The sequence below is a fragment of the Streptomyces gilvus genome (genome assembly GCF_022513565.1).
In the GTDB taxonomy this organism is placed as follows: Bacteria; Actinomycetota; Actinomycetes; order Streptomycetales; family Streptomycetaceae; genus Streptomyces; species Streptomyces gilvus.
Genome location: NZ_JAKWBE010000010.1, coordinates 79,983 through 105,286 on the forward strand (window position 1 = coordinate 79,983; position 25,304 = coordinate 105,286).

The 25,304-nt window shown below is 72.4% G+C and carries 20 protein-coding genes and 1 pseudogene; 15 read left to right on the top strand and 6 right to left on the bottom strand.

Annotation, left to right across the window (positions count from 1 at the left end; translation table 11 throughout):
• Window positions 1–81: 81 nt before the first annotated feature.
• Together MKW14_RS17560 and MKW14_RS17565 are read left to right on the top strand one after the other, a co-directional pair.
• A complete protein-coding gene (locus MKW14_RS17560; RefSeq protein ID WP_240863466.1) occupies window positions 82–453 on the top strand; it encodes a hypothetical protein in 372 nt (123 codons plus the stop codon).
• Window positions 454–462: 9 nt separating this feature from the next.
• Window positions 463–834, top strand: coding sequence for a holo-ACP synthase (locus MKW14_RS17565; protein WP_240863467.1), 372 nt, complete (start codon window positions 463–465; stop codon window positions 832–834).
• A gap of 213 nt (window positions 835–1,047) precedes the next feature.
• Here the strand turns inward: MKW14_RS17565 and tnpA are convergent.
• Window positions 1,048–1,505: pseudogene (gene tnpA, locus MKW14_RS17570) on the bottom strand (IS200/IS605 family transposase).
• Window positions 1,506–1,530: 25 nt separating this feature from the next.
• On the opposite strand from tnpA, the gene MKW14_RS17575 reads away from it, so the two are divergent.
• From MKW14_RS17575 to MKW14_RS17610, 8 genes are all read left to right on the top strand, one after another.
• Window positions 1,531–2,754 (top strand): RNA-guided endonuclease InsQ/TnpB family protein, encoded by a 1,224-nt coding sequence (locus MKW14_RS17575; RefSeq protein WP_240863468.1) that lies wholly within the window; start codon window positions 1,531–1,533, stop codon window positions 2,752–2,754.
• 255 nt (window positions 2,755–3,009) lie between these two features.
• Window positions 3,010–3,243 (top strand): hypothetical protein, encoded by a 234-nt coding sequence (locus MKW14_RS17580; protein WP_240863469.1) that lies wholly within the window; start codon window positions 3,010–3,012, stop codon window positions 3,241–3,243.
• A 113-nt stretch (window positions 3,244–3,356) separates the two neighbouring features.
• Window positions 3,357–4,910 carry an NAD(P)H-hydrate dehydratase gene (locus MKW14_RS17585; RefSeq protein WP_240863470.1) on the top strand — a complete coding sequence of 518 codons (1,554 nt, stop codon included), beginning with the start codon at window positions 3,357–3,359 and terminating at the stop codon, window positions 4,908–4,910.
• A gap of 237 nt (window positions 4,911–5,147) precedes the next feature.
• Window positions 5,148–6,065: a L,D-transpeptidase gene (locus MKW14_RS17590; RefSeq protein ID WP_240863471.1), complete on the top strand. Its 918-nt coding sequence runs from the start codon at window positions 5,148–5,150 to the stop codon at window positions 6,063–6,065.
• Window positions 6,066–6,110: 45 nt separating this feature from the next.
• Window positions 6,111–7,280, top strand: a complete 1,170-nt coding sequence (gene alr / locus MKW14_RS17595) for an alanine racemase (protein WP_240863472.1) — start codon at window positions 6,111–6,113, stop codon at window positions 7,278–7,280.
• A gap of 147 nt (window positions 7,281–7,427) precedes the next feature.
• Window positions 7,428–8,669 (top strand): alpha/beta fold hydrolase, encoded by a 1,242-nt coding sequence (locus MKW14_RS17600; RefSeq protein ID WP_240863473.1) that lies wholly within the window; start codon window positions 7,428–7,430, stop codon window positions 8,667–8,669.
• Window positions 8,635–9,177: a tRNA (adenosine(37)-N6)-threonylcarbamoyltransferase complex ATPase subunit type 1 TsaE gene (gene tsaE, locus MKW14_RS17605; RefSeq protein WP_240863474.1), complete on the top strand. Its 543-nt coding sequence runs from the start codon at window positions 8,635–8,637 to the stop codon at window positions 9,175–9,177. The genes MKW14_RS17600 and tsaE overlap by 35 nt, the downstream gene beginning before the upstream one ends.
• 139 nt (window positions 9,178–9,316) lie before the next feature.
• Window positions 9,317–9,493: a hypothetical protein gene (locus tag MKW14_RS17610; RefSeq protein WP_240863475.1), complete on the top strand. Its 177-nt coding sequence runs from the start codon at window positions 9,317–9,319 to the stop codon at window positions 9,491–9,493.
• Window positions 9,494–9,760: 267 nt separating this feature from the next.
• Here the strand turns inward: MKW14_RS17610 and MKW14_RS17615 are convergent, their stop codons facing one another.
• Window positions 9,761–10,654 (bottom strand): DUF4231 domain-containing protein, encoded by an 894-nt coding sequence (locus tag MKW14_RS17615; protein WP_240863605.1) that lies wholly within the window; start codon window positions 10,652–10,654, stop codon window positions 9,761–9,763.
• A gap of 377 nt (window positions 10,655–11,031) precedes the next feature.
• Between MKW14_RS17615 and fxsA the strand changes: the two genes are divergently transcribed.
• The 5 genes from fxsA to fxsT all read left to right on the top strand — a co-directional run bounded on the left by fxsA (window position 11,032) and on the right by fxsT (window position 19,184).
• Window positions 11,032–11,205, top strand: coding sequence for an FxSxx-COOH cyclophane-containing RiPP peptide (gene fxsA / locus MKW14_RS40915; RefSeq protein WP_276621003.1), 174 nt, complete (start codon window positions 11,032–11,034; stop codon window positions 11,203–11,205).
• Window positions 11,206–11,247: 42 nt separating this feature from the next.
• Complete coding sequence (locus MKW14_RS17625) at window positions 11,248–12,399, top strand: FxsB family cyclophane-forming radical SAM/SPASM peptide maturase (RefSeq protein WP_240863476.1); 1,152 nt, start codon at window positions 11,248–11,250, stop codon at window positions 12,397–12,399.
• A complete protein-coding gene (locus tag MKW14_RS41275) occupies window positions 12,396–13,823 on the top strand; it encodes an aKG-HExxH-type peptide beta-hydroxylase (RefSeq protein WP_240863477.1) in 1,428 nt (475 codons plus the stop codon). The genes MKW14_RS17625 and MKW14_RS41275 overlap by 4 nt, the downstream gene beginning before the upstream one ends.
• A gap of 184 nt (window positions 13,824–14,007) precedes the next feature.
• Window positions 14,008–15,186, top strand: coding sequence for an FxsC protein (fsxC, locus tag MKW14_RS17635; RefSeq protein WP_240863478.1), 1,179 nt, complete (start codon window positions 14,008–14,010; stop codon window positions 15,184–15,186).
• Entirely contained in the window at window positions 15,183–19,184 is a 4,002-nt protein-coding gene (gene fxsT, locus MKW14_RS17640; protein ID WP_240863479.1) for an FxSxx-COOH system tetratricopeptide repeat protein, read from the top strand. The genes fsxC and fxsT overlap by 4 nt, the downstream gene beginning before the upstream one ends.
• 44 nt (window positions 19,185–19,228) lie before the next feature.
• Here fxsT and MKW14_RS17645 read toward each other — a convergent pair whose 3' ends face one another.
• The 4 genes from MKW14_RS17645 to MKW14_RS17660 are packed head-to-tail and all read right to left on the bottom strand — an operon-like array spanning window position 19,229 to window position 25,263.
• Window positions 19,229–20,446: a toll/interleukin-1 receptor domain-containing protein gene (locus tag MKW14_RS17645; RefSeq protein WP_240863480.1), complete on the bottom strand. Its 1,218-nt coding sequence runs from the start codon at window positions 20,444–20,446 to the stop codon at window positions 19,229–19,231.
• A 28-nt stretch (window positions 20,447–20,474) separates the two neighbouring features.
• The gene (locus MKW14_RS17650; protein ID WP_240863481.1) at window positions 20,475–23,183 is read right to left on the bottom strand and encodes a hypothetical protein; all 2,709 of its coding nucleotides are present in this window, start codon (window positions 23,181–23,183) and stop codon (window positions 20,475–20,477) included.
• Window positions 23,180–24,364: a hypothetical protein gene (locus tag MKW14_RS17655; protein WP_240863482.1), complete on the bottom strand. Its 1,185-nt coding sequence runs from the start codon at window positions 24,362–24,364 to the stop codon at window positions 23,180–23,182. The genes MKW14_RS17650 and MKW14_RS17655 overlap by 4 nt, the downstream gene beginning before the upstream one ends.
• Window positions 24,361–25,263 (bottom strand): AAA family ATPase, encoded by a 903-nt coding sequence (locus tag MKW14_RS17660; protein WP_240863483.1) that lies wholly within the window; start codon window positions 25,261–25,263, stop codon window positions 24,361–24,363. The genes MKW14_RS17655 and MKW14_RS17660 overlap by 4 nt, the downstream gene beginning before the upstream one ends.
• Window positions 25,264–25,304 lie beyond the last annotated feature (41 nt).

Sequence of the window (25,304 nt, forward strand, 5' to 3'; positions counted from 1 at the left end):
CGTTGCTCCTCTGATCAAGGAAATCAGCGAAGCCTGCCCCCGACGCTGCAGGAAGAGGTCTCCGGCATTTCCATGTCGCTCATGGCGGCCATGGCCTTGGGGCTCCCGTCCCAGACCGCCATGACCGAACTCCGCAGAAGGTGCAAGGAGATCCTCAAGCGGGAGGGATTGTCTCCATGGGAGATCGCGTATTTGAGGGGCGTGATCGAGAGGCGGCCGCGAGAGTACGTCGAGGCGTGGGCATCCGGGTACGCCGCAGGCCTGGCGGAGGGGATCGCCAAGGGAATCCTGGTCGTGCTGGACGTACGACGGCTCCCCGTCCCCGGCTTTGCCCGTGAGCGCATCACCAGCTGTTCAGACCCCGCTCGCCTTGACGACTGGCTCCGCCGGGCCCGGACCGTCGAGTGCGTGGAAGCCCTGTTCAGCGAGGGTGCGGGGGCGCTGCAGGAATAGAGTGCCCGCATGAGCATCATCGGCGTCGGGATCGACGTGGCTGAGATCGCGCGGTTCGAGGCGTCGCTGAAGCGGACGCCCGGGATGGCGGAGCGGCTGTTCGTGGAGAGCGAGTTGTTGCTGGCGAGTGGGGAGCGGCGGGGGGTTGCCTCGCTTGCCGCTCGGTTCGCCGCCAAGGAGGCGCTGGCCAAGGCGCTCGGGGCGCCGGCGGGGCTGCACTGGACCGATGCCGAGGTGTATGTCGAGGACAGCGGGCAGCCGCGGTTGCGGGTGAAGGGGACCGTCGCGGCTCGGGCGGCGGAACTGGGCGTGAGGTCCTGGCATGTGTCGCTCAGTCATGATGCAGGGGTGGCTTCGGCGGTCGTCGTCGCCGAGGGGTGACCAAGGCGAGCGGCGGGGTCTGCCGTCGCGGCCGTGCCGCGGGCTATCGGGATTCATTCGGAGTGCCTCGGTGTTCACGCCGGGGGTGAAGCGAATCTGATGGTGGCGACGCGGAGCGTCGCCGCGTCTGCTCCGGCGGAGCCGGAGATGGCGCATTCGTCCCTCATGACGCGAAGCGTCATGACGGCCCACCCCGGCGGAGCCGGGGAACGCTCATACCGGCCTGTTCTGCTGTTCGATGTACTGCCTGACCACGGTGAGCGGGGCGCCGCCGACGGTTTTGGCGAAGGAGGAGCCGGACCACAGCTTGTTGGCCCGCCAGTAGTGGCGTACCAGGTCGGGGAACTCTCCCCCAGCCTTCGGCCGGGAGGTGCCCCCAGGCGCAGGCGGCGGGAGGAGACACCCTTGAGGGAGTTGACCAATTTGGTCACGGCGACCTTGGGCGGGAAGTTCACCAGGAGGTGGACGTGGTTGTCCTCGCCGTTGTCCTCGCCGTTGAACTCCGCCAGCTCGCACTCGAAGTCCGTGCACACCGACCGCATGATCTCCTCCATGCGCCTCACGTGGGCATCGGTGAACACCTTGTGCCGGAACCTGGTCACGAAGACCAAGTGGACGTGCATCACGAAAGCACAGTGCCTACCAGTTCTGATCTTCTGCATCTCGCCCATAACCCACGTATGTACCGTGAGGGTCATGCAGCTCAGGTACGCCTTCAGGCTGTACCCGGATGCCGGCCAGCAGAGGGCGTTGGCGAGGGCGTTCGGGTGTGCCCGTGTCGTGTTCAACGACGCGGTGCGTGCCCGTGAGGAGGCCAGAGTGGCCGAGCAGCCGTTCCCTAAGGCCGCAGAGCTGTCGAAGAGGCTGATTACCGAGGCGAAGCAGACGGTGGAGCGGTCCTGGCTGGGTGAGGTCTCCGCGGTCGTCCTGCAGCAGTCGCTGCGCGACGCAGAGGCCGCCTACAAGAACTTCTTCGCCTCCCTGAAGGGCGCCCGCAAGGGCCCGAAGCTGGGTGCGCCCCGGTTCAAGTCCCGCAAGGATGCCCGGCAGTCGATCCGGTTCACCGCGAACGCCCGGTGGAACATCACCGGCAAAGGGCGCCTGAACCTGCCGAAGATCGGGGCGGTGAAGGTGAAGTGGTCCCGCACCCTGCCCGCCACCCCCACCTCCGTCACCGTCATCAAGGACGCGGCCGGCAGGTTCTTCGCCTCCTTCGTCATCGACACCGACCCCGCCGAAGACGCCGCCCGGATGCCCGAGTCGGACCAAAGCATCGGCATCGACCTCGGGCTCACCCACTTCGCCGTCCTCTCCGACGGCACGAAGATCGACTCACCCCGGTTCCTGCGCCGGGCGGAGAAGAAGCTCAAGAAGGCCCAGAACGACCTGTCCCGCAAACAGAAAGGATCGAAAAACCGCGAGAAGGCACGCCTCAAGGCCGCCCGCGCCCACGCCAAGGTCACCGACGCCCGCAAAGAGTTCCACCACCAGCTCTCCACCCGGCTGATCTCCGAGAACCAAGCAATCGCCGTGGAGGACCTGTCGGTGGCGGGACTGGCGCGCACCAGGCTGGCCAAGTCCGTCCACGACGCCGGCTGGACGGCGTTCGTGACCATGCTGGAATACAAAGCGGAACGGTACGGACGCACCCTCATCAAGACCGGCCGGTACGAGCCGACGAGTCAGGTCTGCTCCACCTGCGGGATCAAGGACGGTCCCAAACCCCTGCACATCCGGGAATGGACCTGTACCGCCTGCGGCACGGTCCACGACCGGGACCACAACGCCGCACTCAACGTGAAACAGGCCGCCGGACTGGCGGTATCAGCCTGCGGAGCGCCGGTAAGACCAGAACCCGTTCTGGCACAGCGCGAAGAAACAGGAAGCCACGGATTCCCCACCGGAAACCGTGCCGCGTAGCGGCACAGCAACCGGTGGGAAAGGCCACAATCCTCGCCCTTCAGGGCGAGGAGCATGTCAAACGCACATCCAGCAGTACAAGAGCCGTGCCCCCGCCCCACCGCCCGTTCCGCCAAGCCGGACAGGGCGCGGAGGAAGTCGGCCAGGTCGGACGGGTCCGGTGGGGTGGGGAAGTCGCCCGAGGCCGCCCAGCCTTCGGCGACGGCGTCGAGCAGGTGTTTGTCGAAGGCCGCGAGGGCGTCGCGGAAGGTGTCCGTGAGGGAGAGGCTGACCGCTTCTCCGTCCGCGACCATGGCGATCAGCTCACCGCGGCGGGGGTCGGACCTGACCGTCTCCTCCGACAGGCCGGTGATGAGGGTCTCGGCGGGCAGCAGGTCGACCATCGGGTCCATGCCCTTCACCTCCACCTCGTCGTACCCCGCCCCGAAGGGCTCCTCGTCCTCGCGCACGATCGCCCCGGCGGCGTCCCCGTCGTCCGCAGCGGCGTAATAGCCGTAGATGACTCCCATACGGCCGATCATGGCAGCCGCCACTGACAGTCCGTCCGTTCGGCGGGCGGCCTGGGGTGCGGGGCGGGGCGTCGGCGGGGGAGACTCGGTCGCATGCGTACTGCCTACAGCGTGGAGACGGTCAGGAACGCCGAGCGGGAGCTCATGGCGCGGCTTCCCGAGGGGGCGTTGATGCAGCGGGCCGCGGCCGGGCTCGCCGCCGCCTGCGCCGAGATGCTCGGGCGGGTCTACGGCAGCCGCGTCGTGCTGCTCGTCGGGAGCGGGGACAACGGGGGTGACGCCCTGTACGCGGGCGCCCGGCTCGCCCGGCGGGGCGCGGGAGTCACGGCGCTGCTGCTCGCCCCCGAGCGGGCGCACGCCGGGGGGCTCGCGGCGTTGCGGCGGGCCGGGGGGCGGGTCCTCGACGCGGGCCCCGGCGGGGGCGGGGAGACGACGACCACCGCTGCGGCCAAGGGGTTGACCGCCACCGCCGCGGCCGTGGGTACGACCACCACCGCAGCGGCCGTGGGTGGGACCACCACCGCCGCGGCCGTCGAAGAGGCGGTCCTCCGTGCCGATCTCGTCGTCGACGGCATCGTCGGGATCGGCGGCAAGGGTGGACTCCGGCCCGGGGCGGCGAAGTTGGCCGCGATCGTCGCGGACGCCCGCGTTACCGTCGTCGCCGTCGATCTGCCCAGCGGGGTCGACGTGGACAGCGGTGAGGTGCGGGGGGAGGCGGTGCGGGCCGACCTCACTGTCACGTTCGGGACGCACAAGCCCGGGCTGCTGATCGATCCCGCGCGCGAGTACGCCGGGTCGGTGCGGCTGGTCGATATCGGGCTGGCGGACGTGCTGCCCCTCGAACCCGAACTGGAAGCCCTGCAGCACGCCGACGTCGCCGCGCTGCTGCCCGTGCCCGGGGCCGAGAGCGACAAGTACCGGCGCGGGGTCGTCGGGATCGCCGCCGGGTCCGTGCGGTATCCGGGCGCGGCCGTGCTCGCCGTGTCGGGGGCGCTGCGGGGTGGCGCGGGGGCCGTACGGTACGTCGGGCCCGCCGGGGACGCCGTCCTCGCCCGGTTCCCGGAGACGCTGGTATCGGACCAGGGGCCGCAGAAGGCGGGGCGCGTGCAGGCGTGGGTCGTGGGACCGGGCGCCGGGGACGACGCGGCGACCGTCGCCGAGGTGCTGGAGACGGACGTACCCGTGCTCGTCGACGCGGACGGGCTGCGGCTGGCGGAGCGCGATGCCGTACGGGGGCGTACGGCGCCGACGTTGATGACCCCGCACGCCGGGGAGGCCGCCGCGCTGCTCGGGGTGGCGCGGGAGGAGGTCGAGGGGGCGCGGCTCGCCTCCGCGCGTGAACTCGCCGCCCGTTACGGCGCCACCGTTCTGCTCAAGGGGTCCACCACGCTGGTCGCCGACTCGGGGGGAGGGGCGGTACGGGTCAACGCGACCGGGACGGCGTGGCTGGCCACGGCCGGAAGTGGGGACGTGCTGTCGGGGCTCGCGGGGTCGCTGCTGGCCTCCGGACTCAGCGCGCTGGACGCGGGGAGCGTCGCGGCCTATCTGCACGGGCTGGCCGGACGGTTCGCCGCGCACGGGGCACCGGCCGGCGCCCACGACGTCGCGGAGGCGATCCCGGCGGCCTGGCGCGACGTACGGGACTGACTGGCGGGCCCGGCGCCGCATACGGAACCGACGGCCCGGCGCCGCGTACGGAACTTACTGGCGGCCCGGCGCCGCGTACGGAACTGGCTGGCGGCCCCGCGCCGCGTACGGAACCGACTGGCGGCCCAGCGCGACGTACGGGACTGAAGCCCCGTCACCCCCGGCGGGCTCGGCGGAAAGGGTGACCCCGCCGCGCGGCACCCCGGTCGCGCCGGTCCCGCGCGTTCTTCTGATGGGATGATCAGAATCAGAAGGCGTATCGCGTGCCGCGGCCTCGCCGTCGTGCTCGCCGCCGTCACCGGCCTGCCCGTCGGCACCACCGCGCTCGCCACCACCGCCCTCGCCGCCCCCGCACCGCCGGTGCACGCTCCGGGGCCGGAGGTCGAGCTCGTCCCCGGGGTTCCGCCGGGCCCCGCCCAGGCCTGGCAGATCGACACGCCCGACCAGGTGCTCTCGCCCAAGGTGTACACACCGAGCGCCGAGGAGGACGCCGTCGAGCCGCCGGACGCCGCCCCGGGGACGTACGACCTCGTCGAGTACGTGCCGCTCGCCGACGCCGTCCAGAAGGTCGCCTGCAGCAAGCGGACCGGGCCCTACCAGCGGGGCGTCGAGCGATGGCTGAAGCTGAAGGTGGACGGCAAGCAGTCGGCCGCCGACTGCCGGGCCATCCAGGCCTTCCAGGTCAGGCACGGGATCAAGCCCGCCATCGGGTTCGCCGGATCCGTCACCTGGGCCACCATGCAGCTGATCGGAGCGCGGAAGAACCCCAACGCCGCCGGGAAGTGTCCCGTGCGCGGCTACCGCGTCGCCTGCGTCGATCTCGACCGGCAGCTCACCTGGGTGCAGAAGGGGAAGAAGGTCCTCTACGGGCCCGTGCCGATGCGGAGCGGGCGGGCGGGGCACCGGACCCGTACCGGCTGGTTCAAGATCTACTGGAAGCACAAGAACCACTGGTCCACGCTCTACAACTCGCCCATGCCCTATGCCCAGTTCTTCAGCGGCGGGCAGGCCTTCCACGCCGTCTACGGGAGCATCTACACGACGGTCGGATCATGGGGTTGCGTGAATCTGAGGCTCGCGGACGCGCGGAAGCTCTGGGGTGTGCTGAAGACCGGGGACCACGTGTACGTGTGGGGGCGGCGGCCCGGAGCGTAGCCGTCCGCCGGGGTTGTCGGACCCCTCTGAGACACTGGGGGCGCCATGACTGAGACAGCCACTGCCCCGACCGCGCCCCTGCGGGCCCGCGCCGAGATCGACCTGGGCGCTCTGCGCGCCAATGTGCGGACCCTGCGTGCCCGCGCGCGGGGAGCGCAGCTCATGGCCGTGGTCAAGTCGGACGCGTACGGCCACGGCGCGGTGCCGTGCGCCCGCGCGGCCGTCGAGGCGGGAGCCGCCTGGCTCGGCACCGCCACGCCCGAGGAGGCCCTCGCGCTGCGTGAGGCGGGGCTCGACGGCCGGCTCATGTGCTGGCTGTGGACGCCGGGCGGGCCCTGGCGGGCGGCGATCGAGGCCGGCATCGACGTGTCGCTGAGCGGCATGTGGGCCCTGCAGGAGGTCACCGCGGCGGCACGGGAGGCGGGCCTCCCCGCGCGCGTGCAGCTCAAGGCAGACACCGGGCTCGGCAGGAACGGCTGCCAGCCGGGGGAGGACTGGGCCGAACTGGTCGCGGCCGCCCTGCGCGCCGAGGCCGACGGACTCCTCCGGATCACCGGGCTGTGGTCCCACTTCGCTTGCGCCGACGAACCCGGGCACCCCTCCGTCGCCGCCCAGCTGACCCTCTTCCGCGAGATGCTCGCGTACGCCGAGCAGCAGGGCGTCCGCCCCGAGGTGCGGCACATCGCCAACTCGCCGGCCACCCTCACGCTCCCCGAGTCCCACTTCGACCTCGTTCGGACCGGTATCGCCCTGTACGGCATCTCGCCGAGCCCCGAGGTCGGCACGCCCGCCGACTTCGGACTGCGGCCCGTGATGACGCTCGCGGCGAACATCGCCCTCGTGAAGCGCGTTCCGGGGGGTCACGGCGTCAGTTACGGGCATCACTACATCACTCCGGGCGCCACGACCCTCGGACTCGTGCCGGTCGGGTACGCCGACGGCATCCCGCGGCACGCCTCCGGCACCGGGCCCGTCCTGGTCGACGGCAAGTGGCGGACGGTCGCGGGGCGGGTGGCGATGGACCAGTTCGTCGTCGACCTCGGGGGAGACGAACCCCCGGTCGGCACGGAGGCGGTGCTGTTCGGACCCGGCGACCGCGGCGAGCCCACCGCCGAGGACTGGGCGCAGGCCGCGGGCACCATCGCGTACGAGATCGTCACGCGCATCGGAACACGTGTTCCTCGCGTCTACGTGAATGAGGAACAAGCGGGGTAACCGCACGGGGGGCGCCCCGCCGAGGTCAGCACCACCAGCAGTCCGTGCAGCACCACCAGCAGTCCCGGCAGTAACACCAGCAGTCCCTCGGGTGACACCGGCGTCACCCGACCCAGCGAACATGAGTGCGGCGAAGAGGAGCGGTACGTGAGCGAGAGCAGTGCGGAGGCCGTCGCAGCCGTAGCCTCCGCCACGGGGGCGGCCGCCAACTGGCGCCGGGCGACCGGCATCGCGGGCGCCGCGATAGGCGTGGTCGCCGCGGGCGCCGCGGCGGGCGTCGCCATAGAGCGGCTCACCGTCGGACGCGGCATGCGCAGAAAGGCCCGGCTCGCCCTCGACGCGACCGGACCGTACGGCTCGCTGCGCGGCACACCCGGCAAGGCGTACGCCGACGACGGCACCGAGCTCTACTACGAGGTCGACGACGTCGACCCCGACGCCGTGCCCGCGCTCGGCCCGCGCCGGCGGCGGCTGTTCGGCCGCAAGGCTCCCGCGCCCGTCACCGTCGTCTTCTGCCACGGCTACTGCCTCAGCCAGGACTCCTGGCACTTCCAGCGCGCGGCCCTCCGGGGCGTCGTACGGACCGTGCACTGGGACCAGCGCAGCCACGGGCGGTCCGGGCGCGGGGTGCGGCAGGTACAGGACGGGGTGCCGGTCGACATCGAGCAGCTGGGGCGGGACCTGAAGGCCGTCATCGACGCGACCGTGCCCGAGGGGCCGATCGTGCTGGTCGGGCACTCCATGGGCGGGATGACCGTGATGGCCTTCGCCGACCAGTTCCCCGAGCTGATCCGGGACCGGGTCGTCGCCACCGCCTTCGTCGGTACCTCGTCGGGGCGGCTCGGCGAGGTCAACTTCGGGCTTCCGGTCGCCGGCGTCAACGCGGTGCGGCGGATCCTGCCCGGAGTGCTGAAGGCGCTCGGGCAGCAGGCGGCGCTGGTGGAGAAGGGGCGGCGGGCCACCGCCGATCTGTTCGCCGGGATCATCAAGCGGTACTCGTTCGCCTCGAAGGACGTCGACCCGGCCGTCGTACGGTTCGCCGAACGGATGATCGAGGGCACGCCCATCGACGTGGTCGCCGAGTACTACCCGGCGTTCGACGACCACGACAAGACCGAGGCGCTGGCCCTCTTCACGGACATGCCGGTGCTGGTGCTGGCCGGGGTGCAGGACATGGTCACGCCCAGCGAGCACAGCGAGGCCATCGCCGACCTGCTGCCGGAGGCCGAGCTGGTGCTCGTGCCGGACGCCGGGCACCTGGTGATGCTGGAGCACCCGGAAGTGGTCACCGACCGTCTCGCCGACCTCCTCACCCGTGCGGGCGCCGTACCCGCAGGGGCTACCGTGGGTGGCTATGGAAGCACCAGCAGCACCGCACAACCGGGCTGAGGCCGGGTTCTCCGTGCCGTCCGTGGCCTCAGCCGACATCACCGTGACGTCCCCCGAGCAGATGCGGGACCTCGGCCGCCGGCTGGCCAAGCTGCTGCGCGCCGGTGACCTCGTGATGCTCAACGGAGAACTCGGCGCCGGCAAGACGACGCTCACCCGAGGGCTGGGCGAGGGCCTCGGTGTGCGCGGGGCCGTGACCTCCCCGACCTTCGTGATCGCCCGTGTGCACCCGTCCCTGGGTGACGGGCCGCCCCTCGTGCACGTCGACGCCTACCGGCTGGGCGGCGGACTCGACGAGATGGAGGACCTCGACCTCGACGTCTCGCTGTCCGACTCCGTGATCGTCGTGGAGTGGGGCGAGGGCAAGGTGGAGGAGCTCACCGAGGACCGGCTGAACGTCGTCATCCACCGCGCCGTCGGCGACACGGCGGACGAGGTGCGGCACGTCACGGTGGCCGGGCTCGGCGAGCGGTGGGGGACCGTCGATCTGAGCGTGCTCTCCGCCTGAACACCGGTCGTTTCGCGTGAACGTTCCGACAAGACGTCGGCAAGATGTTGCGTTCGGTGTCTTGTGCGTGGTCACATGGTATCCAGCTCGTGGTTAGGTCTACCTAACTACGCCCGCCCCCGCACCTCAGGAGGCGTCCATGTCGGCCACCGAACGATCGCTCCCGGAACGGGCGGAGACGCTGCCGCGCACGGTGCCCGGGGCGTCCGGGGTGTCCATGCGCGACCTGCTGGCGTCCTGCGCGGCCGCGACGGTGATCTCCACACCCCCACGCATGCCGGACCCGGAACTCACGGAACGTCCCGAGGCGGCCTGAGCCTCCGACGGTCCGGGTCGCCCTGCCGAACGGGTTCGAGTCGGCTCGGCCGGGCTCGGGCCGGGAGCCCCGGGCGGCTGGTCGGGTTCACGAGGGCCGAAGCCCGTCGAGGGCCGAAGCGCGTCGCGCCGAGGGCCGGCCATCTCAGGCAAGGGCCCGGCCGTGTCGCGCCGAGGGCCGGCCTTCTCAGGCAAGGGCCCGCTCGTGTCGCGCCGAGGAGAGTCCCCTCCCGTGTGAAGGGTTCACTCGCCTCCGCCCGCGGCCGGTTCATCCGCCGAAGCGGGCGAGCCAGTCGGTGTGCTGGGGGGACATCAGGTGCTCGGTCTCGGCCACGGCCTGCGGCCACTGTTCCTCGGGCACGCTCATGGTCAGCGCGGCCCGCTGGGTCTCCAGTCCCTCGCGCACCAGCTCGTGCGCGTAGGAGAGCGGATGGTGCCGTCGGGACTCCAGCCAGGCGACGCCGGCCGCCGCGGCGGCGGCCAGCAGGCCGCTCAGGTCCCAGTTCGCCGCTATGCCGGTGCTTCTGGCCACCGCGGCCGTGAGGGCCAGCAGGGTCAGTGCCGCGGTCAGCGTGGACCAGGCGGTGGCGGACCGGTGCGCCTGGCCGGCCCGGCCGCCGTACCAGCCGAGCTGGTCGAGGACGCGGTCGCGCAGGTAGATGTCCTTGCGGGCGGCGAACGGCTGGGCGCGTACCGCCAGCATGGCGCGGGTGATCTGCGGATAGCGCGGGTCCTGCGGCCGCTGGCCGCTCGGCGGGACCCAGGGGGTGCCGGGGTCGTGGGAGGGTTCCTGCCAGCCGACCCGGCGCAAGGGGCGCAGCCGTTCCTCCAGTTGCTGGTGGAACAGTCCTTCGGGGTCGGGGACGGCGGAGTGGAACGGTCCGCCGTGGACCATGTACTGCCAGGCCAGCGACTTCACCGTCTCGGCGGCGTCGCGGTGCGCCTGCCAGTGGGCCCGTGCCCGGCGCCGGCGGATGACGATGCCGGCGATCACCGTGAGGCCGTACAGCAGGGCGGACAGGGCGGTGAGGACGTGGCTGTTGAAGCGGTCGGCCAGGGTGGCGAAGCCGGTCGCCACGAGCAGCAGCGCCAGCTCGGTCCGGGTCGCGCGGAACGATTCGCTCTGACGGTTCAGTGCCCACCGGTCGTTGGAGCGGAACAACGGTGGCAGGTCGTCGTCTCCTATCCGCGCGCCCGGTCCCGGAACGTTCTGTCCGGGAGTGGTCGTGGCCGTCATGCGTCACCTCGCCATGAAGGGGGGAAGACTCATGGTGACTTGGCGTAGCGCGGGTGCCAACACCGCGTAGGGCAGGAGGGCTTGGCAGTGCTGACCAGATCGAGCCGCAGACGGTCGCCGGGAGTTCGTCGCACGCTGGCCCTTGGTTGATCTATGTGCTTCCCTGAGACGAGAACCGAACAACAGCACCACTCCGTCCGCAACTTGGCATACGGAGTCCGAGTTGTGGCCTGACACACGTACAGTCCGCGGATCCGGGGCCACGCCCGGGTCTTTGCGGGTCGAGCGAGGCCGGGGGGTCCATGGAGACGCCGTCGAGTGACGTGGAGTTCGATGTGGTGAACCTGAGCGGTGATCCGACCGTGGAGCTGGACGAAATGTCCGACAACGCGCTCGGGCGGTCCGTGACGAGGGTTCGGTCGGATGCCCTGGGGCGTCAGAGGGTGGATGTAGCCATGTTCACGTCGGCACTGTGACGGTCGCTCAGAGGACCGGGCGCCGCATGCGGGAGGTGGCACGTGCGGGAAGCGAAGCCCTTCGTCGAGTGGATAGTGAAGGTCGCCCAGCCGTGCAATCTGGCCTGTGACCACTGCTACGTCTACGAGCTGAGGGATCACAGCTGGCGGCACAAACCGTCCGTCATGGCCACCGCGACCATGGACCAACTCGCCCTCCGTCTGGGCGAGTACGTCCGTCGGCACGCCCTGCCGCGGGTCCGGATCACGCTGCACGGGGGCGAACCGCTGCTCGCCGGACCGTCCCGAATCGAACACCTTGTGACGGCCGTGAGACGCGAGCTGCGCGGCGTGGCCGAATGTGGTATTTCCCTGCAGAGCAATGCGACTCTTCTCAGTCCCTTATGGATGGACGTGTTCCGCCGGCATGCCGTGTCGGTCGGCGTCTCTCTTGACGGCGGTCGCGACGCCAACGACCGTCACAGGCGCGGCAGGAACGGACGGAGCAGCTACGACTCCGTCCAGAGGGGGTTGGAACTCTTGCGCAGGCCCGAGAACAAGACGCTGTTCGCGGGCTTGTTGTGCACGGTGGACGTCGCCAATCCGCCGCTGCGGGTCTACGAGGAACTCCTCGCCCAGGAACCGCCGGCCGTCAACTTCCTTTTACCGCACGCCACCTGGGAGCACCCCCCGCCCGGCCACGACCCGGTCCGAACGCCGTACGCCGACTGGCTGTTGGCCGTATTCGAACGGTGGTACACGGCACCGCGCCAGGAGACCAGGGTCCGTCTCTTCGAGGACATCATGGACCTCGCGCTCGGCGGCCTCGCCCGGTCGGAGAGCGTGGGACTGGCGGACACCGACTTCCTCGTCGTCGAGAGCGACGGGACGATCGAACTGTCCGATTCCCTGAAGGCCACCCGGGAGGGCGCCGCCGCCACCGGGCTCGACGTCTTCGCCCACGACTTCGACACCGTCGCACGGCATCCGGAGGTGGCCGACGCCCGCCGGGGCGGTCTGGCGGCGCTCGCCGACGCCTGCCACGGATGTGAGGTCGTGGACCTGTGCGGCGGCGGACTGCGCGCCCACCGTTTCCACCCGCGCACCGGCTTCGCCAACCCGAGTGTCTACTGCGCCGACCTGCGCGTACTCACCTCCCGGATCCGGGACCGCGTCCAGGCCGACGCCGCCGCCCTGCTCGGGAGCGCCTCGTGACGGCCCCGGCGACGCTGCGGATGACCGCCGAGGACTTCGCGAGTCTGGCGGCCTGCCGGCCGTGCCCCACGGCGCTGAGGGTGCTGCGGGACGGACAGGTCTCCCGGCGCCTGCTGCTGCTCAAGAGCGTGGCCGACGCGGCCCGCGACGGCGTGCCCGAGCTGTGGGCCGCCCACGGGGCGGCCGCCTGGGAACAGTGCGCCGTCGTCCGGCGGGTGGACGTACGGGCCTTCGAGGAGGTGCTGCTGCACCCCCATGTCGGGGTGTGGCTGGGCCGCTGCCTGCGGGCGCTGCACGGCCCGGGCCCGGCCACCGACGCGAGCGCGGACCTCGCCCGGCTGGGCGGCCTGGCGGCCGCCGCGGGGTTACGCGCGGGGCTGCGCCAGGATGTGGTCCTCGCGGCACCGGGCTCACTGCTCTGGCTGCCGGCCGTCGGGACGTTGCGGCTGTCCGGGGACGCGGACGAGGTGCGCCTGCGCGACGGTGTCCTGGAAGCGGACGGGCAGCCGCCGGTCGTCGTCGGGGAACGGGGGGACGCGGCCGCCCGGGACACGGCCTGGTGCCCGCCCCGCCACGTGACCGCTGCGTCGCCGGCCGGCGCACCCGCGTTGTCGGTGGCCTTTGAGGACGGCGACCCCTACCGTGACGCGCACGGTCATCCGGTGCTGCCCCGCCAGACGGCCGCACAGCTGCGCGTGTGGCAGATGTCGGTGGCCGCGGCGTGGGACGTGGTGACCCGTCTGCTCCCCGAACGGGCCGCCGCCTGCGCCACCCTGTGGACGGCGCTGGTGCCGCTGCTGCCGCCGCGGACCGGGAAGAGCACGAGTTCCTCGGCACGCGAGGCGTACGGGGCGATCGCGGCGTCCTTCACCCCCGACCCGGTGCGGCTGGCCGAGACCGTGGTGCACGAGAGCGCGCACATCGCTTTCGGCGCCCTCGCCGATCTGACCCACCTCGCGGACCCGGACGACCGCACCCTGCAGAAGGTCGGCTGGCGCGAGGACGCCCGTCCCGTCGGATCGGTACTCACCGGAACCCACGCCCACCTGGCGCTGCTGGAGTTCTGGCGACGCCGCCGGCGGGAGCTGACGGGCGGACAGGCCCGTGTGGTGTCCGCGCGGTTGCACCACTACGGCCGTCAGGTGACCGACGCCCTGCGCATCCTGCAGGCCCATCCGGCCCTGACGCCCCTCGGGGAACGCTTCGTGGCGGTCATGGTGGACGAGGCGGCGCGCTGCGGGTTCGCCGTGCGGCCGCCGTCCTCCGCGCGCCCCGGCGACCCATCACACGTTCGGGTGGCGTCCCGGCCCCAGCACCTCATGCGCAGGCGCGCGGCGTCGCCCGCCGCACAGGGTGCAGCGGGCCGGGCATGCCGCACCGGATGCGGGAAGACGTCCGACGACACGACTCCGGGGGCGGGCTGAATATGAGGGTGCGGTGGCACGGCGGGGACGCGACCGCGCGATCGCGGACGGCACAGACCCAGCGGCCGGTGGTGTCGCGCGGTGCCGTCCGTCGCGCGTGCAGGGGCCCGGCGCAGGAGCTTCACCATGTCCGGGAGAAACATCGACACGGTGCGGCCGCCGATCACGCGCCACTGGAGCCATCGTGAACCACTTCTATCTGAGCCACGTCCGCACGGTCGACGAGGAGTGGGTGGCGTCGTTCTACCTCGACCTCTGCACGGTCGTCGCCGGGCGCACCGGCCGGCCTCCGGAGACCGTCGGCGTTCGCGGAGAGCCGCTGTCCTCGGACGTGTCGGTGGATCTGCTCGGCCGGTCCACCGTCCTGGTGGCGCTGCACTCGCCGCGTTACTTCAGCCAGTCGTACTGTCTGGCCGAGTGGTCCTACTTCCAGCGGCGCCTCAACGTGCACCGGTCCAGGACCGGCCGCAGTGTCGACGCCGTCATCCCCGTCATGTGGGAGCCCGATCCGGCCCACCCGTTGGACGCCGTCGCCCCGTATCCGCCCCTGCGGGTGCGATCCGAGGCCTACCAGCGCGACGGGCTGCTGCACCTGTTGCGGCTGAAGGCGCGGTACCGGCCGGCGTACGAGGAGGTGCTGAAGGCGATCGCCGACCGTATCGTCGCCGCGGCCGAGCAGCTCCCCGAGGTGCACGGGTTCGACGCGGCCGGCAGCCACGCGCCCGTCGGCGCGTCCGCCCCGGCGGGTGGCCAGTCCGTCAGTTTCGTCATGGCGTCCATGACCGAGCAGGACGCGCCCGCTGAGCGGCACTCGCGTCAGTACTACGGGAAGACGGCCCTGCAGTGGTCCCCCTACGCCCCGGGGGAACACGAGGCGCTGGTCTCGCTGGTGAAGAACACCGCCACCGCGCTGGACCTCAGCGCGACCGTGCTGCCGCTGGACGAGGAGACCGTGGACCGGATCAGCCGGGAGCGGGACCCCGAACAGCTCGTCGTGCTGCTGGTGGACGCGTGGGTGGCCATGCTGGGGGAGAAGCACCGGCTCCTGGCCGCCGTCGACGGGCGGACTCCCGAGGCGACCACGGCGCTCGAACCCCGGGCCCGCGACGACACGGAGTCCACCGAACGCGCGGTCACCCTCGACGACCTGCTGGACCGCACGCTGCCTCTGCTGCGCGGACGGCACAGCGAGTACGAGCGCTGGGGGCTGCCGGACGCGGAGAGCTTCACGTCCTCCCTGCGCAAGGTGCTCGTCCGCCTGCAGAACGAGGCGCTCAAGTCATCGGTGGAAGCCGTCCGGCCGCCGGCGACGTCGACCGACGTCCCCCATACGTTTCCCCTGCTCGGAAGGTACTCGTCATGACGTTCGACTCGGGTGACGCCGGCGCCCGCGAGTCCGGCACCATCGTCACGTTCTACTCCTTCAAGGGTGGGACGGGCCGCACCATGGCACTGGCGAACGTGGCGTGGATCCTGGCCAGCAACGGCAAGCGGGTGCTCGCCATGGACTGGGACCTGGAGGCGCCGGGCCTGCACCGCTACTTCGCGCCGTTCCTCGGCGATCCGGAACTCGACTCCACTCCCGGTGTCATCGACCTCATCCGCGGCTTCGACATGGCCAGGCCCCGGCCGGCCGGCGGCGACTACAGCCAGCAGGCGCGGGTGGAGCGGTTCGCCTCCACCCTGGCCCTGAGCTTCGACAGCGGTGGCTACGTCGACTTCATCTCCCCGGGACGCAAGACGCCCGAGTACTCCGAGATGATCAACACCTACGACTGGAAGGGCTTCTACGAGCAGCGTGACGGCGCGGCCTTCCTGCGCGCCCTGCGCGAGGACATGCGGCGCAACTACGACTACGCCCTGATCGACAGCCGCACGGGCTGGAGCGACACCTCCGGCATCACCACGGTGCTGATGCCGGACGTACTGGTGAACTGTTTCACCCTCAACACCCAGTCGGTGGACGGCAGTGCCAGCGTGGCCGCGGACGTCCGGCGGGCCGCCCCGCACGTGCGGATCTTCCCCGTGCCCATGCGGGTGGAGGACGCCGAGCAGGAGAAGCTCGCGGTGAGCCGGGGGCACGCCCGGCGGCGGTTCCAGGAATTCCTGAAGGACACTCCCCGGGCGGCCGACCCCGACGCCTACTGGGGCGCGGTGGAGATCCCGTACAAGCCGTTCTTCGCCTACGAAGAGGTCCTGGCCACCGTCGCCGACACGCCCCGCCAGCCCGCCTCGCTGCTCGGCGCCTACGAGCGTCTCACCTCGGTGATCACCGACGGGCAGGTCACGGCGCTGCAGCCGGTCAAGGAACCGGTGCGCCGGCAACTGCTCGCCCGCTTCCAGCGGGTGCCGGTACCCGGAGGGCGTCTGGTGCCCCGGGTGCGGGTCGACTTCGCGCTGCGCGACGGCGCCTGGGCGGAGTGGCTCGCGGCCCAGCTGCAGTCCGCCGGGATCGCCGTGGCGCTGCGCGGAAGCAGCCCGTCCCTGCCGTTGTCCAGCGGCCCGGCGGACGGGGCCGACGTGGTCATCGCGCTGCTCTCGCCCGACTTCTCCGCCACACCGGTCGCCGACGAGGTGCGCGCCCTGGTGGCGGCCCCCGAGGGGCCCAGGATCATCGGGCTGCGTACCCGGGAGCACCAGCCGGAGCCGGCGCTGCGCGGGCTGCCCGGATTCACCCTGGTGGACGCATCCGAGGAACAGGCTCTCAGCAAGGTCTTCGCCATCCTCGAAGTGGAGGGGCCCGCGTCGCCCCCGGTCGCCGAGGGCATCGCCTATCCGGGCCTGGTGCCTCGGATCTTCAACGTGCCGCGCCGCAACAACACCTTCATCGGACGCGACGTACAGCTGGACCGGCTGCGCACCGAGCTGAGCGCCGAGTCACTGCGTCCGGACACACCGGTCGGCAAGGTCTTCCTCTACGGACTCGGCGGAATCGGCAAGACTCAGATCGCGCAGGAGTACGTCCACCGTTACGGTTCGCAGTACGACCTCGTGCACTGGATCCCGGCTGAACAGCCCAACCGGATTCCGCAGCTGCTCGCGGAACTCGGTCTTGAGCTGGGCGTTCCTGGCGACACGGTGGACGAACGTGCCCAGGCGACGATGAATGCGCTGAAAAACGGCGATCATGGTCGCTGGCTGATGGTTTTCGACAACGTCACGGAAAACCAGGCCACGGACGGTGAGAGCTGGAACACGGAAGAGGGAGACACGCCGGTGGAGCGGTACCTTCCCGCAGAGGGGCCGGGACACGTCATCCTCACCGCCCGGCGGTCCCCGCACCAGGAGTACGAGACCTCCATGGAGGTCGACTCCTTCAACAGGTCCGAAAGCATCGCCCTGTTGCGCCGAAGGGTGGACGGACTGTCGGCGGAGGACGCCGACCGGATCGCCGACACGCTCGGCGACTTCCCGATGGCCATGGAGATCGCCGCCGCCTGGCTGCGTCAGACGGCCATGCCGCTCGACACCTACCTCGACCGGGTCAGGAGCCAGGCCAGCTCGGTGCTGAGCGGGACGGCGAGCACCGGCGACAGCCAGCGGGAGTCCCTCTTCGCGGTCTGGCGGCTGACCGTCGACCGCCTCGGCAGCGAACGCCCCGCGGCGGTACGGCTCCTCGAACTCTGTGCCTTCCTCTCCCCGGAGCCGATCGCCCACTCGCTCCTCTACAGCGACGCCATGCGCAACCGGCTCGCCCAGGAGACCGGGGACGACTCCGTGCTCGATGCCATGGTGATGGGTTACCTGATCCGTGACCTCGGGCGGTACGCGCTGGCCACCGTCGATCAGCAGAGCGGCTCCATCCAGATCCACCGACTGGTCCAGGCCGCGGTGCGCGAGTGGCTGCGGGACGATCCCGAGCGGGAGGAGCGGACCCGGCGCCAGGCACAACTGGTGCTGGCGGGAGCACTGCCCTCGGCGGCCTTCCCGGAGGACCATCCGACGGTCCAGCAGCGGTTCGCGGAGCTGCTGCCCCATCTGGAGCCCTCCGAGGCGATGCTCAACACCGACGCGCGGGTCTGCGAGTGGGTCATCCGCCAGGTCCGCAACCAGTGGCGGATCGGGGACCACCGCGCCGCCGCGGCGCTGGGACAGAAGGCGCTCGACATCTGGAAGGTCTCGCTCGGCGAGGACCACCACCTCAAGCTGCGACTGGCCGCACAGGTGGCCAACCCCTTGCGCTCCCTCGGCCGTTTCGAGGAGGCCCACGCCCTGGACGAGGACACACTCGAGCGCCAGCGCGAACAGCTCGGCGAGGACGACGGCTACACGCTCGTGACGGCCCGCAACTACGGCGGCGACCTGCGTGGCCTCGGCCGCTACCAGGAGGCGTACGCGGTCGACCGCAGGACCTACGAGCTGTACCTGAACAGCCCGCACTTCGGCCCCGACCACGAGGACACGCTCCGGGCCGCGAGCAATCTCGGCGTCTCGCTCATTCTGTCCGGCGACCCCTCGGCGGCCCTGGAACGCGCGACCGAGACGTACCAGCGGTCCCGGCAGACGCTGGGACTGTCACACATGCTCACCTGGGCCCCCTTCGCGACGAACGTGGCACTGGACCGCCGGGAGACGGGTGACTACCAGGGCTCCCTCGACCTGCTCTTCGAGATCCGCAAACGACTCGTCCACCTGCTGAAGAACGAGAAGGCGGACGACGTGCTGCGCACGGACGCGTCCCTCGCGGTGACGCAGCGCCGCATGGGCAACTTCTACGAGGCCGAGGCGCTGACGCGCTCCACCCTGAACGTGTACCGGCAGCGCTACGGCGAAGGCCATCCCGACACCATGTCGTGCACGGCCAATCTCGCCTGTGACCTGCTCGCCCTGTCCCTGCTGGATCCGGTGCGGGGATCGGAGGCACTGGACCTCGGGAAGCGGAACTTCGAGCGCTACCGCGAGCGCCTGGGCCCGCAGCACCCCTTCACGCTGGCAGCCGCCTCCAACCTGGTCGCCATCCTCAGGAACCAGGGCGACACCGAGCGCGCGACGGAACTCGCCGACGAGACGCTCCCCCTCCTCGTCGAGCGGCTGGGCGCCTCCCACCCCGCCACCGTGGCCTGCCGGGCCAACCGGGCCGGTGTGCTGTCCGCGCTGGGCCGGCACGAGGAGGCGCTGCGCGAGGACGAGGAAGCCCGCGAGGCCTACCGCGCCCTCTACCGCAACCACCACCCCCGCGTGCTGTGCGCGGACTACAACGTCGCCCTCGACCGCACCCTGATGGGCGACGACGAGGGCCCGGCGGAGCTCGGCAGGGCGACCCAGTCCGCCGAGCGGGAGTTCGGCCACGACCACCCCACGGTCCGGATGATGAGCGACCGCAGGCGCGTCGACTTCGACCTGGAGATGCCTCCGACCTGATCCGAGGTCTGTGCGGCAGCCGCCCCGGTCCCGTGCCGGGGCGGTCAGTTGCTCAGGGACGTCCCGTACTTGCGTACGAACCGCCGCACGGTGCGGTTCATCTCCTCCTCCCGCGAGGCGGACAGACCGTCCAGCCGGGTGTGCGTGCCGGTCGCGCCGAGGAGTTCGCCGTCCACCACGAAGAGGAAGAGCAGGCCGACCGGGTACGCCGCGTCGAGCGCTCTGACCAGGTCCGGGTCCGGGGCGTGCGGGACGATCACCACCAGCGGGCCGAAGTCCTGCTCGTGCTCGCGCAGCATCTCCTCGTCCTCGATGTCGAACTCCTTGAGCAGTTCCTCCCCGATGTGCTCCACCAGGTCCCCGAGCACCCCGGCGCCCGCGCTGAGCGTGACGACCAAGTGGTCCCAGGGCAGGGGCTGTTCGCTGGCCCGGTGGACGTACCGGCGTGCCGTCTCCGTGGACCGCGCGGGCAGCACCGCGACCCGCGGGGAGCCGTCGCCGGCCACCCCGCGGATACGCTCCGCCTCCACCGCGGGCACCCGGGCGTGCGTCACGCTCAGCTGGATCAGTTCCCGGGAGGCGTCCGGCCCGGACAGGGGCAGCAGTTCGGTGAGGGCGGCGCGCAGCGGGTCGGCCCCGGGCTCGCTCGGCCGTTCCGCCAGCAGGCCCGAGGCGAGCCGGTGACGCATCAGCAGGGACAGCATCTCGACCGGGACCCCCAACAGCGCGCCGGCCCGGCTCAGGCTCTCCGCGTCCACCTCACGCAGATGGTGCACGACCCGGTGGTGCACCTTGGCCCCGCTCAACTCGGCGCGCATCAGCTCCAGTTGGGGGCGTATGACACGGCGTACGGAACCGAGGTCGTCGCCGCCCGGCCACTCCACCAGCTGGCGCCTGTTCGGATTGAGGGAGCCGAGGCCGCTCTTCTCCAGCGCTTCGAGGGTCACCTCCGGCAGCATCAGCAGGATCACCGGGAAGCCGTCGTGCCGGTTGCGCAGTTCGGCCATGGCCAGTTCGTTCTGCACGTGCTCGGAGCGCAGGGCGTGGCTGGAGACGATCAGGAGCATGCCGTGCGCGCTGCCCATGCCGTCGGATATGGCCTCCATCCAGTCCTGCCCCGGCACCAGGGACTCCCGGTCCACCACGACGGGTTCGCAGCCCTCCTGGTACAGCAGTTCCTCCATGGCGCGGCGGGCCGGCCAGCAACTGCAGGCGCAGTCCAGGGGTTCGCTGCGGCTGAGGAAGACATGAGGGGCGGGCATGGGACTCCTCGTGCGGGGAGCGGGACGGTCAGCGGGCGGGCGGGGCGAAGGGGTCCGTGTCCTCCGGCGGTGGATGGGCGTCCGTGCGGACGCGGAACCAGCGGGTGCGGCCGGGGCCGAGCCGGACGGTGAACGCGCCGTCGGCGGACGGCCGCAGGACCGCCGGTCCGTCGGGTGGGGGAGCGGAGACGTCCCGGGCGATCTCGGTCAGCACGGTCCGTTCGGTGGTGTCCGGCAGCGCGATCCGGGCGGTGACCGGGTCGTCGGCCGTGCTGGTCAGGCACAGGACGCTCTGCCCGGCGTGGTCGCGGCGGACGGCGGTCACCGCCTCGGTGCCGGTGGACACCGACTCGACCGTGCCGTGCCGCAGGGCGAGTTGGGCGGCGCGGGCCGCGAGGAGCGGCCGTAACCCGGGCTCGGTCAGGGACGAGGCGGGGACCTCGTGGCAGCCCGGCAGGGCCAGGAGGAGACAGGTCCGGGGGCTCGGCGGGGCGTCGGGCAGGGCCCAGGCGCCGTACCAGGTGGGCGGCGTGGTCGGGGGCGGGCCGAGGGTGAGGTGCGCGGTGCCGATCGCGGAGCCGGGGGCGCCTTCCGTGACGAGCGCCGACTCCGGGTAGGCGTCCAGGAGGTGGCGCAGACGGGTGAGGAGGGGGGCCGGCCAGCGGGCGGCTTCGCGGAGCCTGAGTCCGTCGACCGGCTCCTCCAGCAGGTCGTAGGCCCGCCCGAGCAGCTCGCCCTGAGCGGAGTCCCCGTGCGGGGGCGCCAGTTCGGCCAGCACGCGCAGCCCCTCCTGCCGGGCCTGGGTCAGCAGCGCGGTGAACTCCTGCGAGCCCGGCGGGAGGGAGGCGGGCACGCAGACGTGCCCGATGCCCCAGCGGCGGATCCCGGCGGGGAGGGTCGGGTCGAGCGCGGGCAGGACCACTCCGAGGCTGTCCCGGAGCCAGTCGGGGCCCGCCGGGTGGGGTGGCGGCGGCATCGGTCCCGGGGTGAGCAGATGGGTCCGGCCGTTCTCCGCGCGGATCTCCACCTCGCCGCCGTGCCCCGACACAAGGAGCAGTTCGCCGGTCGCCGGATGGACCTCCCGTACCCGGAAGGGCAGGGGCACCGCCGTGACCGGGCCGCCCCCGGGCCAGTCCAGGCGCAGCAGCCGGGCACCGCCGTCCGCGGCGACGACCAGCCCCGCCTCCGCGAGCAGCGCCAGGGAGACGGCGGGCGCCGGCAGCATGCCCAGCAGGGTGTCGGCAGCGTCCGGGCCGCCCTCCGTCGTCCCGTGCACCCACCCGTCCGCCGTGGCCCACACCACCGCCCCGGACCGGGGGTCTCCGCCGAGCGCGGTGATCTCCCGGCCCGACGGCCACCGAATGGTTCTCGTGCCAGGGCGTGCGGTCAGCTGGTGGACCGTCACGCCGCCCTCGGCGTCCGCCGCGGCGACCAGGCCGGCCCGCACGGAGCACCACAGCCGCAGCACCGGCGCCGGATGCGACAGCGTGCCCAGGATCCGGCCGGGGTCACCGTCGTCGACGAGGAGCACCTCGTTCCCCCTGGCCAGGCAGAGCACGCCCCGCTCGGCGGTACGGGACCAGCCCACCGCCGCCGGCCGCACCGCCAACGGATGCAGGACGGCGTCGGCGGTCCCGTCCACGGCCGTCGTCACCACGTGCAGCCCCTTGTCGCCGACCACCGCCGTGGCAGGGGGCCCCGCGTCCGCGACCGCGAGCAGCTGCGGCTCGGCGGGCAGGTCGACCGAGAGCACCGACTCGCCGTCGTCGAGGCGCAGCACGGTACGGCCGTCCGCGGTCGTCGCGAGGGCGGCCCGGTGGCCCGCCCGGGCGCACAGCAGCGTGCCGCCCAGCTCCGCCTGCGCGGCCAGCACGGTTCCGTCCGCGCGGGCCTCGGCGGCCACGCCCATGGCGAGGGTGGTGTGCTCGCCGTCGTACAGGTCCAGGTCGTGCCAGGCGGCCCCCGGCAGCGCGCCGCGCAGCCGCAGCCGCACCCGGCCCGCCCCGCTCGCGCCGAGGACCAGGGCGTCGCGCTCCGGGGGGCGGCTCAGGGTCAGGCCGTCCGGCTCGGCCCGGACGCCGATGTCCACCTCGCTGTGGACCAGCGTCCGTACCGTCCGTATCTCCTCGGCGTCGGCCCGGCTCACCAGGCCCGGCGGCGGCTCCATGCCCAGCCGCTCCGCCGCCATCACCCGCAGCCGCCAGGCCGGCAACGACTCCCGTACGGCCTGAGGCAGCCGGGGCAGGAAGTGCAGGATCCAGCGACTGGCCTCGGCGGCGGCGGAGCCCTCGGCGAGCACCTGCCGGAACAGGGGGGTGAGGGTGCGTTCGACCTCGGTCTCGGCGGGCGGCGGGCCGATGGTCGCCGTCCACAGCAGTTCCTCGAAGCCGCGTACGAGGGGTGGCGCGCAGCGATGCGCCGAGAGGGTGAAGTCCCGGACCGAGCCGAGCAGATGGGGGTCGTGGACGTACAGCTCCTGCCGCAGCGCCGCGCTCACCTCCGGGTACAGCACCAGGGCGCGGCTGTCGGCGGCCTCCACCAGCGGCGAGAAGGAGAGCCTGGCCTCCAGGCCGGTACCGCTGTCCGGGGCGAACCGGAGCCGGGCGCCGCGCAGGAAGTACGGCTCCGCCTGCGCGGCCAGGCACAGCGAGCGGGCCAGCCGCACCACGTCGGGCTGATGCCGGCGCTGCTCCGCGATCAGCCGGGACGCGCCGCTGCGTTCGGGCGCCGCCGTCATCGGGGCCGTCCCGCCCGGCGCGGGTCCTGGCGGGCCGCCGTCTGGGCGAACCGTACGGACACCCGGCGGTCCAGCGGGACCAGCGCCACCGTCCGCCGCACGGCCGCCGGATACTCCTCCGCCGGGTAGGGGGTGAGACAGACGACGGAGGTGCCGGCCTCGCGCAGCCGCCGCAGATACGGCAGCCAGCCGGCCGGCGAGGAGTGGTGCCGGCCGGGCAGCGGCGGCTGCAGATGCCCGAGGTCGGACAGCAGGATCACCGGCTGCCCGTGCGGCGGCACCGGGTGGGGTTCCCAGGTGCGGCCCCGGTCCCGGCTGACGCCCCGGGCGATGCGCAGGTCCAGCACGCGCAGCCCGCCCGGCGGCAGGATCCGGGCCGCGAGCCGGGCCGCCCACTCCTGGTCGTGCCGGAACGGGCGCATCGACTCACCGCGGTCGATCAGCAGCAGCGCCCCGGCCCGGGTGGTGGGCCGCCGCCGGTAGGGCACCCGCTGCCGGGCGGGACGGCCGCCCGCGAGACTGCGTACGACGAGGTCCACGAGCCGGACGTGGTCGACGGCCCGTCCCGTCCGGTAGGTGCTGGCCACCGCGAGGAAGATCGCCCGCTCGGTCTGCGGGTTCCACGGCGAGGCGGGCAGCGGTGGGGCCGTCGCCCAGGGCACGTCGAACGCCTCGGTGTGGCCGAGCAGCGTCTCGGCGTCGTCGTCCCCGGGGTCGGGGACGACGCCCTCGCGCCACAGCTGTCGGCCCGCCGCCGCGTCCGGTGCCGGCCGGGCTTCGCGGACCAGGAGCAGCGAACCGCCGGTGGGCGGGCGGGTGTCCGGTTCGGGGAGCCGTCCCGGCGCGCTCGCGGGGCCGGCGGCGGAACCAGGCCCGGGGCCGGGCCGCGAGGACGTGGTGCCTGCCCTCACATCGGTCCTGTCCGTCCGGCCCGGGGGGTCGCCGGCGCCGCGCGGTGGTCGTGGCGGGGGCGCCGCAGCAGCTCGGCCCCGGCCGGCGGGCGCGGCTCCCGAGGGGTCTGCCGAGGGCGCGTCCCCGGTGGGCGCGGACGGGGCACGGGTCGCCGAGGGCAGCGCGAGGCCCATGGCCCTGGCCAGGGTGGTCATGCCGTCCGGATCGGACACCCCCAGAACACGGGCCGCGCGCAGCAGATCCCCCAGACGGGCCGGGCCCGGGCTCATGCGTAGGCGGAGGTGTCGGGCGTGCCCTTCACCATGGCGAGTTCCGCGACGGCCCGCCACTCCGGAGAGCCGGCCGTCAGGGCCATCTGGTGGCAGGCCCGCAGCGTGTCCAGGAACTCGGCGGTGCTCGCCGCCGGCCGTGCCGCCACCGACTCGCTCTCGAACATCTCGGCCAACTCCAGGGTGAGCGCCTCGTCGTAGTCGTCCCCCATGTGCAACCGGGCGACCTTCAGGAGGTGTCCGCGGTCCGGCGACTCCAGCTTCAGCAGGATGCAGCGGCGCAGGAACGCGGCCGACAGCTCCCGCTCCTCGTTGCTCGTGATCACCACCAGCGGCGCCCCCGCGCTCTCGGCCGCCGTCACCATCCGCCGGTCCGGGCCCATGAAGCGGAGGTTGTTGAGCGGATCGAGCAGGGCGTCCGGGACATCGGGGTCGGCCTTGTCGATCTCGTCGATCAGGACCACCGCGGGCCGGTCGCGCAAGGCGGGCGGGCACTGTTCGTCCATGGCCGGGTCGAGCGCCTTCCACAGCGGGCCGGGCCGGACGTAGGACCGTGAACCGGCGCCCTTCAGCCGGCCCAGCGTGGCGTCGTTGAGCTGGCGGAACGCCTCCTCGCGCCAGAGCAGGTCGTGCGGTTCGGTGCGGGCGGTGACCACCTCGGCGTAGTAGCGCAGCCGCATCAGCCGTGCCACGTTCGGCGCCAGGGTCGACTTGCCCGAGCCGGGCGGGCCGAGCACCAGCAACGGACGGCCGGACGCCAGGGCGACGTTGACGGCCAGGACGGTCCGGTCGTCGAAGAGGTACACCTGCTCGTCGAGGCGGGCCGTGTCACGCGCGGGTACGCGGGTGACGTCCGCGGGCCACTCCGACTCCCCGGCCGGGTCGAAAAGCTTGATCAAGCCTACTGTCCCCCTTGTCAAACCAGATGCCGGATCAGATG

Bases quoted from the DNA above. Each gene is read 5' to 3' on its own strand.
- MKW14_RS17560 (WP_240863466.1), top strand. From the start codon at position 82: ATGGCGGCCATGGCCTTGGGGCTCCCGTCCCAGACCGCCATGACCGAA.
- MKW14_RS17565 (WP_240863467.1), top strand. From the start codon at position 463: ATGAGCATCATCGGCGTCGGGATCGACGTGGCTGAGATCGCGCGGTTC.
- MKW14_RS17575 (WP_240863468.1), top strand. From the start codon at position 1,531: ATGCAGCTCAGGTACGCCTTCAGGCTGTACCCGGATGCCGGCCAGCAG.
- MKW14_RS17585 (WP_240863470.1), top strand. From the start codon at position 3,357: ATGCGTACTGCCTACAGCGTGGAGACGGTCAGGAACGCCGAGCGGGAG.
- MKW14_RS17590 (WP_240863471.1), top strand. From the start codon at position 5,148: ATGATCAGAATCAGAAGGCGTATCGCGTGCCGCGGCCTCGCCGTCGTG.
- alr (WP_240863472.1), top strand. From the start codon at position 6,111: ATGACTGAGACAGCCACTGCCCCGACCGCGCCCCTGCGGGCCCGCGCC.
- tsaE (WP_240863474.1), top strand. From the start codon at position 8,635: ATGGAAGCACCAGCAGCACCGCACAACCGGGCTGAGGCCGGGTTCTCC.
- MKW14_RS17610 (WP_240863475.1), top strand. From the start codon at position 9,317: ATGTCGGCCACCGAACGATCGCTCCCGGAACGGGCGGAGACGCTGCCG.
- fxsA (WP_276621003.1), top strand. From the start codon at position 11,032: ATGGAGACGCCGTCGAGTGACGTGGAGTTCGATGTGGTGAACCTGAGC.
- fxsT (WP_240863479.1), top strand. From the start codon at position 15,183: ATGACGTTCGACTCGGGTGACGCCGGCGCCCGCGAGTCCGGCACCATC.
- MKW14_RS17645 (WP_240863480.1), bottom strand. From the start codon at position 20,446: ATGCCCGCCCCTCATGTCTTCCTCAGCCGCAGCGAACCCCTGGACTGC.
- MKW14_RS17650 (WP_240863481.1), bottom strand. From the start codon at position 23,183: ATGACGGCGGCGCCCGAACGCAGCGGCGCGTCCCGGCTGATCGCGGAG.
- MKW14_RS17655 (WP_240863482.1), bottom strand. From the start codon at position 24,364: ATGAGCCCGGGCCCGGCCCGTCTGGGGGATCTGCTGCGCGCGGCCCGT.